The sequence below is a fragment of the Desulfuromonas carbonis genome (assembly GCF_054658035.1).
Window position 1 is genome coordinate 187329 of sequence record NZ_BAAHXR010000005.1, and the last position, 11685, is coordinate 199013.

Here is an 11685-nt window from a genome sequence, read left to right on the forward strand (position 1 = left end):
CTATATTCAGTTTTGCGAATTCCTTCCAGCCCAAACTTGTCTTCCCGGGTGAATCATGCAATGATACCGCCCGTCTCACCCCACCGCCGGCAGCGGTCGGCAAGGAGAATCATCTATGGATCGCAATCTCGCGCTGGAACTGGTTCGGATTACCGAAGCAGCGGCCCTGGCCTGCGGACGCTGGGTCGGCAAGGGGAACAAGCTTGCTGCCGACGAGGCCGCCACCAACGCCATGCGGCGTACCCTTGACTCGGTCGGGATAGATGGCACGGTGGTGATCGGCGAGGGGGAGATGGACGAAGCGCCGATGCTCTATATCGGCGAAAAGGTCGGCAATGGCCAGGCGCCGGCCGTCGATATCGCCGTCGACCCGCTGGAAGGGACCAACATCTGCGCCAAGGGGACCAGTGGCGCGATTGCCACCATCGCCCTCGCCCCCCGGGGCGGATTCCTCCACGCCCCCGACATGTACATGGAGAAAATCGCGGTCGGACCTTCCGCATGCGGCGCCATTGATATCAACGCATCGCCAACGGAGAATCTCAAGCGGGTCGCAGCGGCGAAGGAGTGCTATATCGAGGACCTGACCGTGGTAATCCTCGACCGGCCACGTCACGAGAAGATCATCGAAGAGATTCGCAAGGCTGGCGCCCGTATTCATTTGATCTCCGACGGCGATGTCGCCCCGGCCGTGGCGGCGGCCGTGGAAGGGAGCGGCGTCGACCTGCTGATGGGGATTGGCGGTGCCCCGGAAGGGGTGTTGGCGGCGGCGGCCCTCAAATGCATGGGCGGCGACATTCAGGCGCGACTCGTCTTCATGACCCAGGAGGAGCGGGAGCGCGCCAAGTCGATGGGGATCGATGATTTCGAACGTGTCTACAATTGCGAGGAGATGGCCCATGGCGATGTTTTTTTTGCCGCGACCGGTGTTACCAATGGCGACCTGTTGCGCGGGGTCCGCTATTTTTCCGGTGGTGCCGAGACCCATTCTATCGTGATGCGTTCCAAAAGCCGGACCATCCGCTTCATTGAAGGGCGTCACCAGTTCGACTACAAACCGGTTTACTGAGGCTTGCGAAAGAAGGCCGATTTCCCCGCTTGTCATCGCGGCAGGAAACTGTTAGGATTTTTCGGCTTATTGCCTCCAGTCAAAGAAACCGCACGGCGAAAGGGAACAGTATGGCGATCATTACCATTTCCCGGGAAATGGGCAGCGGCGGCATTCCCATTGCCCACAAGGCAGCGGAAAAACTTGGCTACACCCTGGTCGATGGCGAGGCGATTGCAAAGGTTGCAGCGTCCTACGGCCTGACCCCCGAAGCCCTCGAAAAGGCGGACGAAAAGCCGCCGGCCTTTGTCGATGAAATCGATGCACAGGTTGAAATCGACTCCCACCGCGTCGAGTTGATCATTCTTGAATACGCCCTCAAGGGGAACATCATCGTCTATGGCCGTGGCGGGCAGGATCTCCTCAGCGGAATCAGTTCCGTCTTCCGGGTCCGGATCACCGCGCCCTTTGAGGACCGGGTCGAGCGCTGGGCGGAACGCGAGTGGCTCGATCCGGATCTGGCGCGGATCCTGGTGCGCAAGAGCGATCAGCAGCGGGCCGGCTTCATCAAATACTACTTTGACCGCGACTGGCTCGATCCTCTCGGTTACGATCTTATCGTCAACACCCAGCGCCTCTCCGAAGAAACAGCCGTCAAGCTGATCTGCGAAGGGGTCCGGGATCGCAACCTGCAGGAAAGCAAGGATTCCGGCAAAAAGATACTGCAGGACCGGATCGTGGCCAAGAAGGCGGAAATCGCCCTTCTGGCCAATGGCGTCATCGAAGGACTCCACCACTACCACTTTCACCTCACGGTAAAAGATGGCGTCGCAACCCTTTTCGGCCATGTCCACGCCGAAGAACAGCGGGAGGCGGTGAGAAGAACGGTGGCCGCCGTGGAAGGGGTCCAGAAGATCGATGACCAGCTTGAGATCCGCCAGTACCGCTCCCTGCCTGAAGAGCACTGACCCCGGATTCCTTACCCAAATCTTCCAGCCGGCCCCGAGGGCCGGCTTTTTCTTTGCCTGGCCTCGCCCCGCCCCATGCACTGGCGCTCATGGTTCTTGTCGACGGGTACTGATCATGCTAGGATGGGACGCTTTTTCCGGCTTCGTCCGGAGGATGAATCGAACAAGGAGAGAATATCGGTATGGCTGGACACAGTAAGTGGGCAAACATCAAGCATCGCAAAGGCGCTCAGGATGCCAAGCGTGGCAAGGTTTTCACCAAGCTGATCAAGGAGATCACCGTTGCCGCCAAGATCGGTGGCGGCGAACCGGGGACCAACCCGCGCCTGCGTACTGCCATCGACAAGGCGAAGAGCGAAAACATGCCCAAGGATACGATTGAACGGGCGATCAAGAAGGGGACCGGGGGCCTCGATGGCGTCGAATACGAAGAGGGCACCTTCGAGGGGTACGGACCGGGCGGGGTGGCGGTTATCGTCGAATTCATGACCGACAACCGGACTCGCACCGTGGCCGATGTCCGCCACATCTTCACCAAGCATAACGGCAGCCTTGGCGTTAACGGCAGCGTCAGCTTCCTCTTCGAGCGCAAAGGCCTGATCGCCTTTAATACCGATTGTGACTTCGACCGGATTTTCGAGGCCGCGCTGGAAGTGGGCGCCGAGGATGTCAAGGACGAAGGGGATAGCTACGAGGTGATCACCGACCCGGCCAATTTCATCGAAGTCCGTGAGGCCATGAAGGAAATGGGCCTGAACTGGGAGAGCGCCGAGGTGACGATGCTGCCACAGACAATGGTCCAGCTCGAGGGAAAAGCTGCCGAGCAGATGCTCAAAATGATGGACAAGCTCGAAGATAACGACGACGTGCAGAACGTCTATGCCAACTTCGACATCTCCGATGATGAGATCGAGAAGGCGATGGGCTGAAACCAGGGAGACCGGATTCCGGCGCAGGTAATTAATAGCCTTGGGCACGGATTATGAGACGGGCCCCCGCAACCGGACACCAGGCCTATGAAAATTCTCGGCATCGACCCCGGGAGCCGGATAACCGGGTATGGGGTCATTGCAAAAGAGGGGAATCGCCTGCTGCATGTGGACAACGGGGCGATTGCCACCACCAGTGATACGCCCCTGGCCTTGCGTCTGTTCGAAATTCACCGCGGGCTGGAGCAGGTCATCGCGACCTATCACCCCGATGCCATGGCGGTCGAGCAGGTCTTTCTCGCCAAGAATGCACTCTCCGCCCTGAAACTGGGGCATGCCCGCGGCGTCGCCCTGGTCTGCGGGGTCAATGCCGGGCTGCCGGTTTTCGAATACAGCGCCCTGCAGGTGAAGAATGCCGTCGTCGGGTACGGCCGGGCGGCCAAGGGACAGGTCCAGCAGATGGTCCGGGCCTTGTTGAACCTCCCGGAGATTGCCCAGGAGGATGCCTCCGATGCCCTTGCGGTTGCCATCTGCCATGCCCACAGCCACGGACTTAATGAACGTCTCGACCAACTGCGCCGCGGACGCTGAGGTGAACGCATGATCGCATCACTGCACGGAATCATCGCCTACCGCAGCATTGATCATGTCATTGTCGATGTCGGCGGCGTCGGCTACCGGCTCCTGATTCCGCTTTCGACCTTCTACGCCCTGCCCGAGGAAGGGAGTGTCCGCTTCCAGGTCTATACCCACGTCCGGGACGACGCCATTCTCCTCTTCGGCTTTTTGACCAGCGCCGAACGGGACCTTTTCGTGCTCTTGATCTCGGTTTCGGGCATCGGCCCCAAACTGGCCCTGAATATACTCTCGCATATTCCTGCGCCGGCACTCCTCGATGCCCTCGCCGAGGGGGATGCCAAGCGCCTCGCCACCCTTCCCGGCATAGGCAAAAAGACGGCGGAGCGGCTGGTGCTGGAATTGCAGGACAAGGCCCACAGACTCAACCCCGCTCATCCGCGCGTGCCGCCGCAAACCGGGCCGACCAAGACGACCTCGCTGGAAGACGCCCAGTCGGCTCTGGTCAACCTGGGATACAAGGAGGCCCAGGCCCGCAAAGTCCTTGAGAATATGGAAATCTCACCGGACGCCAGCCTGGAAGAGGTCCTCAAGGGAGCCCTCAAGATCCTGCTCCGCTAACCGGGGCGGCGGTAACCGAATGCTGCGACCGTATCCCAACCCTGGGGAATCATGAGCGAACGGCTGATCACACCTGATATTGCCGGCGACGATGCCTGCGTCGAAGTCTCCCTGCGGCCCCGCACCCTGACCGATTACGTCGGCCAGTGCAAGGCGAAGGAGAACCTGCAGATTTTCATCGATGCCGCCCGGGGACGCCGGGAAGCCCTTGACCACGTCCTCTTCTACGGCCCGCCTGGCCTCGGTAAAACCACCCTCGCCAACATCATCGCTGCCGAGATGGGCGTCAACATCAAGAGCACCTCCGGTCCGGTGATTGAAAAGACCGGCGATCTCGCCGCCATCCTGACCAATCTCGAGGCCGGGGATGTCCTGTTCATCGATGAAATACATCGCCTCTCGCCGGTGGTCGAGGAGATCCTCTATCCGGCAATGGAGGATTACCAGCTCGACATCATGATCGGCCAGGGTCCCTCGGCACGCACCATCAAGCTCGACCTCCCCCGTTTTACCCTGGTCGGCGCCACCACCCGGGCCGGTCTTCTCTCCTCGCCACTGCGCGACCGTTTCGGTGTCATCAGCCGGCTGGAATTCTATACCGACGAGGAACTGGCGATCATCGTCAGCCGCAGTGCCGGGATTCTCGAAATTCCCATCGAGGCACAGGGCGCCCTGGAACTGGCCCGACGCAGTCGTGGAACGCCGCGCATCGCCAATCGCCTGCTGCGCCGGGCCAGGGATTTCGCCCAGGTCAAGGGCGATGGGGTGATCACCAGGGAGCTTGCGGATCTGGCCCTGACCCGGCTGGAAGTCGACAGCCGTGGCTTCGACCACATGGACCGCCGGATCCTGCTGACGATCATCGACAAATTTGGGGGTGGACCGGTCGGCCTCGACACGCTGGCAGCGGCCGTCGGCGAAGAACGGGACACCATTGAGGACGTCATCGAGCCCTACCTGCTGCAACAGGGATATCTCAATCGCACACCCCGGGGTCGGACTGCCACCCCGGCTGCCTACCACCATTTCCAGCGGCTGCCGAAAACGGCCGCCGAGGGTGGCCTGTTCGCCTGACCCAAGAGCGAAGGGTGGTTTCCGGCACCCATTGCAGCGGAGCGATCGATGAAACGTCCTGCCTTCACCGTCTCCCAGAAGATCGCGGCCGGCTACCTTCTCATCGTCCTGTTCAGCCTGATTGCTCTGGGCTACGCCCTCTCCAGCTTGCAGCGACAGACCCAGCGTTCGCGCCAGCTGGTCGGCGTCGAGTTCAAACTCCTCAATCTCTATCGTGATCTGCGGGACACCTTGCTGGCCCAGGAACGGCTGGAAAAGCAGCTCCTGGTACTCCGCGACTCCGACATGCTGAACCTTGCGGCAAACCGTTCCCAGGAGTTTGCAGCCACCTGGGAAAAACTCGCCGCACTCCCCCTGCCGGAATCGGCCCCCAACCTGAGATCCCTTGCCGGGTCCTACATGCAGGCGGACCAGGCCTGTTCGGAGCTGCTGACCGACAAGCGCTGGGCAGCGGCAAGTCAGTGCACTCACGAGCAGACCGGCCCGCGCCGCGAAACCCTGCTGGCGGCCCTCGCCACCCTTACCGATCGTCAGCAGGCGACCCTGGATCAGGCGTTGCAAACCCTCTCCAGCGGCAGTAGCCAGGCCTACAAGGTGACGCTGCTGCTGGTTTTCATCGGACTGGCCCTGTCGGCCCCGGTGGCGATAACGGTTATCCTCGGCATCCATCGCTCAATCCGCACCCTGATCCTGGCCACCAAGCAGATTGCCGGCGGCAGCTTTGACCAGCCGATTGCCATTAGTGGCGTCGACGAATTCACCCTGCTCGCCCGGGAATTCAATGAGATGGGTTTAAAGCTCAAGGACCTGGAGCAGATGTCCCTCGACGCCAACCCGCTGACCCGGCTCCCCGGAAACCTTGCCATCGACCGCGAAATTGCCCGCCGGATCGAAAGCGGCATCCCGTTTTCCCATCTTTATATCGACCTTGACAACTTCAAAGCTTACGGCGACCGTTACGGCTATAAAGCCGGGAGCGAAGTGATCGCCCAGGTTGGCGACCTGATCCGCAAAACGGTGCGTAACTTTGGTACGCCTGAAGATCTGGTCGGCCATATCGGTGGTGACGATTACGTGATTCTCACCCCCCCCGAGCAGGGTGAAAACATAGCCCGGGCCTTACTCACGGAGTTCGACCAGATGGCGCCCTCCTTCTATTCGGAGGAAGACCGGCAGGCCGGTTTTTTCATGGCGCGGGACCGTTTTGGAATCGAACGGACCTTTCCCCTGCTGACCATGTCCGTCGCAGTGATCCGCGTCGACCTTCTTGAGGCACCAACAGCCCTGGCGATCAGCAGGGAGTGTGCTAAGATGAAGGAACATCTTAAGGAACTTCCTGGCAGCAATCTACTTGTCAACCGACGCAAGGTTCTATGACGCGGTTCCTGCTCTCTTGCCTGCTGATTTTCCTCCTGGCGGCCTGTGCGCAGCCTCCCGCCCCAGCCGCAACAGCCATCGTCGAACCGCAGCGGGAATTGTTCTTCCAGGGGTTGGATGAATTGCTGGCAACGGGAACCAGCCCGGCCCTGCAAAGACTTGTTCAGGAGAATGGCGCCTCCCCCTGGAAGGGGCCGGCGCAGAGCCTGCTCGATTGGCAGGCTGCAGCGGCCGCCGAACTCCAGCGCAAGACAGCCGAGCAACAGCAGAAAATCAAACAATGCATCGATAGCAATGAAAAACTCGTCCGCGAGAATGAGACGCTTAATCGCGACCTCCAGGAATTAAAGCGCATCATGGTCGAAATGGAAAAAAGGGCCCTATAGGATTGGACGCCGCCGGACAAAAGGGGTTTTAGAAAACCGGGCAATATGTTACTTTTCACTCAAAGGGGGGGCCTGCACTAGCCCTGCTGAGTTCGCCCCCGGGGCCGTCACTGTGGCGGCCCTTTTTATACCCTGGGCTGCCAACCCTCCGGACCTTGGCCATTGGTTCTCCCTGCGATGAGCAAAGACTCCCTCGATCAATTTACCCGCCAGTTGGCCCGCTGGGCAGAAGAACAGCTGGAGCGAAGCCGCTCTCCGTTGCGCCGGATCGACCTTTCGCCACGGGTGTTGACCCCGCAGGGGGCGCTTTACCCGGATCTGGTCCTCTGGATCAACCGGGACAGCGGCATGGCCGGGGGGGTTATTCTCGTCCCGCCCCGGGAGAGCGATTGTAGTGAGGAGCAGGGACGCCTTTGCGCCCATGCCCTTGGTTTGCGGCATTTTGTCGTATGGGGGGCGGATGAGATTGTCTTCTGGGAAATTCTCCCCGGCGGATTGTCCCGGCACCGGACGGTTGCCGCCCCACCTGCCGGCAGCGACGCCACTAGCTTTCGCCATACCCTGGCCACCGTCCTGGAGGAGATCAAATATCTCACCGTTGCGGGGTCCCTCACCCCGGAGGAGCTTCCGCCCCATTACCTTGTCAACCTTTGTCTGGGGGGACTTGCAGAGGTTGTCCCCGGACTGAAGGAACTGATGCGGGTCGCCTGCAGCGAAGGTCGTTGCAGTGCGACAGGCGTTCCTCCCGAGCAACAGGCGCAAGACAAGGCGTTCTTGACCCTGGTGCGGATTGCGGCACTGCTCCACCTCGACCAGCTGCCGACAGCGGTCCAACCGGAGGGACTGGAGCGGGCGATGCTTTTTGCCATCGATACGCTTCCGGCGGAACTTCGCAAGGCACTGGCTCCCCTCCCGGGCGAATTCCCACTTCCTCTCGATATCGCCGTCCGCTTCCACCACCTGTCGCGGCGCCTGGCCCAACTCGGCGGGTGTCAGGACAGTCAGCGGCTTGCCCGGGTCCTGGAACTGCTGCGGGAGGACCACCAGCTTCCCCTCGGCCAGCACGCCCTGACGGCACCCGTCCCGAAAACCCGCGGACCGCGGTTGATTGCAAACCTGGCCAACATTCCCCCAGGCCCTGAAGATTGGGAGGTAGCGCCACCGTCCCTGCTGGCCTGCTCTGTCCTGTTGCGCCATCTGCAAGGGCAGCCGGCGGCGCGGATTCAGGCCGCTGACCCGTTCCAGCTTCCCGGGACGCCGGCACCGACCCTGATCCTCGCGGCCCTGACCTCCCCGACCACGCTCCCCGCCCGTGAGCGGGCGGCACTGCAGGCCGGTTTGCGAATCTCGTGGCCGACCCGGAGATTTCGCCTCCCCCCGGATCTACCCCGCTGGGGGTGGGAACTTCTCCATCTCGCCGGGCTGGCGGCCCGGGAGGGGAAACTGCGGCTGAAGGTCCCCGGGGACTGGCTCAGCGCCCCCTTTGCCGATGTCTTGCTCGACACACTGCGGGAAGATTTCTCGATCGGCGAGATCCGCCGCATCTCCGCCCATCAAATGGAGATCGACCTCTGTAAAGATGGGGGCGCCGATAGCACCTGCCTTGTCAATCCGGGAAGGGACAACCGCTACCTGGAAGGGGAGCTTTCCCGAAAGGCTCCGGCCCTCTTCTGGGCCCTGGCGCTGGACCTCCCCGACCCGGTCTGGACCCTTTTTGAGAACGGCCACCTCCATCTCGATCCCTCTGGCAACTCGCCGCAAGACCTCGAGGCCGGGGTGAACCTTTTTGTCGCTTCAAGCCTCGGCCGATTGCTCTGGCAGGTGGCCGGCAATAACCAGCCGCTGCCCGGACCAAGAAGGTTTGCTGCGACCTGGGGAAAACGGCCCTTCCCCTTGCCCAACCGGGACATCCTGACCCTGTTGCAACGCCTGGCCGAGGAACACCCCGCCACTCCCAGCACCGCCGAGATCGATGCCGAACTCGCCCCCTGGTTTGCCCTCCCACTTTCCGCCACTGGCAGGGTCGCCAACCACCAGGAGCCAATGGCCACTGCGGCGGCGGCTACGCCCACGCCGACTCTTGATTTGGCCGACCTGAGCAACACGCTTTATCGGGAAGTCTTCAGTGACGGGCTACCGCTCTTCCCCGAGCATTATCTTTTTGACCATTTCCGCCCAGAGCTGCAAGAGTACCGGCTCAGCCTGCCGTTACAGCGAGGAGAGCCATTCTTCGGCCGGGTAGTTCTGACCGGCGCCGACGGCGACAGCTTTGAAGTCTCCTCCGAGCTGGCTGCCCAGGCGGTTGAATTGGCCGCCGCCGCCGGCAGGGAAGTCGTTCTGCTCCCCGCAGACCCCCTGATATTGCAAAATATTCTCGGCCGTTATCTGCAGGACTTGCAGACGCTTCACGAGGCGCTGTTACGCCGGGCCCACCTTCTGCTCACCAATCCCCGGCAGGCAAGGGCAGTCGCGGGAAAACTCTGGGAGAGACTCCCGCTCCCGCCGCCGGAGTTCTTTCGCGCCAAGCAGAGGTAATGCCGGGAACGGCCATCGTAGTGCCGGTGGCCAGGATGGATAAAATCTGCTGAAACTGGCAGAGAAAACTGTTATCATTCGAGAACATGTCCCCTCCATCAAGAAGGTCGCCATGAACGTTCTATTGCACCTTTGCTGTGCGAACTGCGCTATCTACCCGGTCAAGGTTCTACGGGAGCAGAACCACCAGGTCACTGGTTTTTTCTTTAACCACAACATCCACCCGTACCAGGAGTTCAGGCGACGGCTGGAAACGGTCCGCGACTATGCGGCCGGGGTGGAACTCGAGGTCCAGTATCGGGAGGACTACCAGCTGGAGGAGTTTCTGGCCCAGGTCGCCCAGGTCCCGCTCTTGCGCTGCGATTATTGCTACCACTCCCGTCTTGAAGAGACCGCCCGGCGCGCTGCCGACCAGGGTTTCGACGCGTTTAGCACCAGCCTGCTCTACAGCCGCTATCAGCAGCATGAGACAATCCGCAGCCATGGCGAGTCCCTCGCCCATCAACTTGGCATCAAATTCCTCTATCACGATTTCCGGCCTGGCTGGCGCGAGGGGATCGAAACTTCCAAGGCGATGGGGCTCTACCGCCAGCAGTACTGCGGTTGCATCTATTCGGAGAAGGAACGCTACTGTCCACCAGCCCGGACCTGAAGATGCCCCTCGGCAAGCTGCTCATCCTGATCGGCCTGTTATTGGTCTGTGCCGGGGTTTTTCTCTCCCTGGGGGGAAAGATTCCGCCCCTCGGCCGGCTCCCCGGCGATCTTCACATGGAATCGAAGAACTTTTCCTTCTATTTCCCCCTCACCACCTGTATTCTGGTTTCACTTCTCCTCTCCCTCAGTAGTGTCCGGTTAGCAAATTGCATTCACCCAAAGTTGCAGATAATTGTAAATATTTTCACAAGTTAGCGTATTTTTTGCTTGACAAATCGTCGTGAAGTCGGCGCGGCGATTTTCGTAAATACCTATTTTATATGAGGATTTACGAAAATGTCATTACTTGTTCGCTGCCACCGTACCCGGCTTAGCAGGCGCTCCATTGTCCGACTTTTTACCCCGTTCAAGGGCGCTCTCGAACATGCCCCGGTTCTTGAGGCCCGAGGCAACAGGCCACTTCAGATGACGTTTGAAGATCAGTTGAAAATCCTGACCTACTATCACCTCGAAGAGCATTCTTCGGGGCGTCATCTGCTTCAGGTTCTGACGCAGGAAGATTTTGCCGCGACTCATATTGCACCGCCCGGCGGTATCCGGAAAAGCGCCTTCTTTGAGGCGATCAATACCCGAGGGCTGGAGCAGATGATTCATGTTTACGAAGACCTGCAGAAACAGGTCTCACAAAAGATTCCTGTCGCCAAAGACATCTCCGATCTCGGCGATCTGATCGCCGTCGATGGTTCGCTGATTGACGCTACGCTGTCCATGCTCTGGGCGGACTATCGAGACGGAGCCAAAAAGGCCAAGGTTCACCTGGGGTTCGATATCGGTCGTGGTGTCCCCCAGAAAGTCACATTAACCGACGGCAAGGGCGACGAGCGTCCTCAGGCGGAACGGCTCGTGGCTCCCGGTCAGACAGGTGTCTATGACCGCTATTACCAGTGTTACAAAAACTTTGACGACTGGCAGGATCAGGGACGCCACTTTGTCTGCCGCATCAAAGCCAGTTCTCGTAAGACGGAGTTGAGCGCCAATCCTGTTGTCCCCGGCAGTCATGTTTTCTATGACGCCAGGGTGTTGCTCGGCACCAAAGATGTCAACCAGACCGAACGAGAAGTGCGTGTGGTCGGCTACAAGGTTGACCAAAAATCCTATTGGGTCGCCACCGACCGCTTCGATCTGACCGCCGAGCAGATTGCCTTGATCTACAAGCTACGCTGGACGATCGAGTCCTTCTTCGCCTGGTGGAAGCGCCACCTCAAGGTGTATCACCTGATTGCCCGCAGTCCCTACGGCCTGCTGGTGCAGATCCTCGCAGGGTTGATTACTTATTTGCTGCTGGCCATCTACTGCCACGAAGAGCATGGCGAACGTGTCAGCATCAACAGGGTGCGTGAGCTTCGCAACAATATTCGCAACGAGGCCGCCGAGGATGCGGCCGCAGGCTTAGGGCCTCCCGATATCATTGACTTGGACTTCGGAGCCTATGCAACTTCTTAACCGGACACTACTGC

Annotated in this window: 11 protein-coding genes and 1 pseudogene; all 12 read left to right on the top strand. The window is 60.2% G+C overall.

All coding sequences use genetic code 11. The features are described 5' to 3' along the window. Window positions 1-115 precede the first annotated feature (115 nt). Window positions 116-1069, top strand: coding sequence for a class II fructose-bisphosphatase (gene glpX, locus ACYQ8E_RS18355; RefSeq protein ID WP_066727924.1), 954 nt, complete (start codon window positions 116-118; stop codon window positions 1067-1069). 110 nt (window positions 1070-1179) lie between these two features. Continuing rightward, on the top strand, window positions 1180-2016 hold the full coding sequence (locus ACYQ8E_RS18360) for a cytidylate kinase family protein (protein ID WP_066727925.1): 837 nt from the start codon (window positions 1180-1182) through the stop codon (window positions 2014-2016). Between the two features lie 182 nt (window positions 2017-2198). Then, entirely contained in the window at window positions 2199-2945 is a 747-nt protein-coding gene (locus ACYQ8E_RS18365; protein ID WP_066727926.1) for a YebC/PmpR family DNA-binding transcriptional regulator, read from the top strand. An 87-nt stretch (window positions 2946-3032) separates the two neighbouring features. Next, window positions 3033-3536: a crossover junction endodeoxyribonuclease RuvC gene (gene ruvC / locus ACYQ8E_RS18370; protein ID WP_066727927.1), complete on the top strand. Its 504-nt coding sequence runs from the start codon at window positions 3033-3035 to the stop codon at window positions 3534-3536. 9 nt (window positions 3537-3545) lie between these two features. Beyond that, window positions 3546-4142 (top strand): Holliday junction branch migration protein RuvA, encoded by a 597-nt coding sequence (ruvA, locus tag ACYQ8E_RS18375; protein WP_066727928.1) that lies wholly within the window; start codon window positions 3546-3548, stop codon window positions 4140-4142. Between the two features lie 51 nt (window positions 4143-4193). Next, window positions 4194-5216: a Holliday junction branch migration DNA helicase RuvB gene (gene ruvB / locus ACYQ8E_RS18380; protein WP_066727929.1), complete on the top strand. Its 1023-nt coding sequence runs from the start codon at window positions 4194-4196 to the stop codon at window positions 5214-5216. Window positions 5217-5264: 48 nt separating this feature from the next. Then, entirely contained in the window at window positions 5265-6593 is a 1329-nt protein-coding gene (locus ACYQ8E_RS18385) for a GGDEF domain-containing protein (protein ID WP_066727930.1), read from the top strand. Then, window positions 6590-6979, top strand: a complete 390-nt coding sequence (locus tag ACYQ8E_RS18390) for a hypothetical protein (RefSeq protein ID WP_066727931.1) — start codon at window positions 6590-6592, stop codon at window positions 6977-6979. The genes ACYQ8E_RS18385 and ACYQ8E_RS18390 overlap by 4 nt, the downstream gene beginning before the upstream one ends. 177 nt (window positions 6980-7156) lie before the next feature. Next, window positions 7157-9514, top strand: coding sequence for a hypothetical protein (locus ACYQ8E_RS18395; protein WP_066727932.1), 2358 nt, complete (start codon window positions 7157-7159; stop codon window positions 9512-9514). A gap of 112 nt (window positions 9515-9626) precedes the next feature. Further along, window positions 9627-10166: an epoxyqueuosine reductase QueH gene (locus ACYQ8E_RS18400; protein WP_459860513.1), complete on the top strand. Its 540-nt coding sequence runs from the start codon at window positions 9627-9629 to the stop codon at window positions 10164-10166. 2 nt (window positions 10167-10168) lie between these two features. Further along, complete coding sequence (locus ACYQ8E_RS18405; RefSeq protein WP_459860515.1) at window positions 10169-10423, top strand: DUF2905 domain-containing protein; 255 nt, start codon at window positions 10169-10171, stop codon at window positions 10421-10423. Window positions 10424-10504: 81 nt separating this feature from the next. Next, window positions 10505-11605: pseudogene (locus ACYQ8E_RS18410) on the top strand (IS4 family transposase); the annotation flags it as partial. Window positions 11606-11685: the final 80 nt, after the last annotated feature.

What these genes read in the sequence shown, in the direction of transcription:
- glpX (WP_066727924.1), top strand. Translation starts at nt 116, where the DNA reads ATGGATCGCAATCTCGCGCTGGAACTGGTTCGGATTACCGAAGCAGCG.
- ACYQ8E_RS18360 (WP_066727925.1), top strand. Translation starts at nt 1,180, where the DNA reads ATGGCGATCATTACCATTTCCCGGGAAATGGGCAGCGGCGGCATTCCC.
- ACYQ8E_RS18365 (WP_066727926.1), top strand. Translation starts at nt 2,199, where the DNA reads ATGGCTGGACACAGTAAGTGGGCAAACATCAAGCATCGCAAAGGCGCT.
- ruvC (WP_066727927.1), top strand. Translation starts at nt 3,033, where the DNA reads ATGAAAATTCTCGGCATCGACCCCGGGAGCCGGATAACCGGGTATGGG.
- ruvA (WP_066727928.1), top strand. Translation starts at nt 3,546, where the DNA reads ATGATCGCATCACTGCACGGAATCATCGCCTACCGCAGCATTGATCAT.
- ruvB (WP_066727929.1), top strand. Translation starts at nt 4,194, where the DNA reads ATGAGCGAACGGCTGATCACACCTGATATTGCCGGCGACGATGCCTGC.
- ACYQ8E_RS18385 (WP_066727930.1), top strand. Translation starts at nt 5,265, where the DNA reads ATGAAACGTCCTGCCTTCACCGTCTCCCAGAAGATCGCGGCCGGCTAC.
- ACYQ8E_RS18390 (WP_066727931.1), top strand. Translation starts at nt 6,590, where the DNA reads ATGACGCGGTTCCTGCTCTCTTGCCTGCTGATTTTCCTCCTGGCGGCC.
- ACYQ8E_RS18395 (WP_066727932.1), top strand. Translation starts at nt 7,157, where the DNA reads ATGAGCAAAGACTCCCTCGATCAATTTACCCGCCAGTTGGCCCGCTGG.
- ACYQ8E_RS18400 (WP_459860513.1), top strand. Translation starts at nt 9,627, where the DNA reads ATGAACGTTCTATTGCACCTTTGCTGTGCGAACTGCGCTATCTACCCG.
- ACYQ8E_RS18405 (WP_459860515.1), top strand. Translation starts at nt 10,169, where the DNA reads ATGCCCCTCGGCAAGCTGCTCATCCTGATCGGCCTGTTATTGGTCTGT.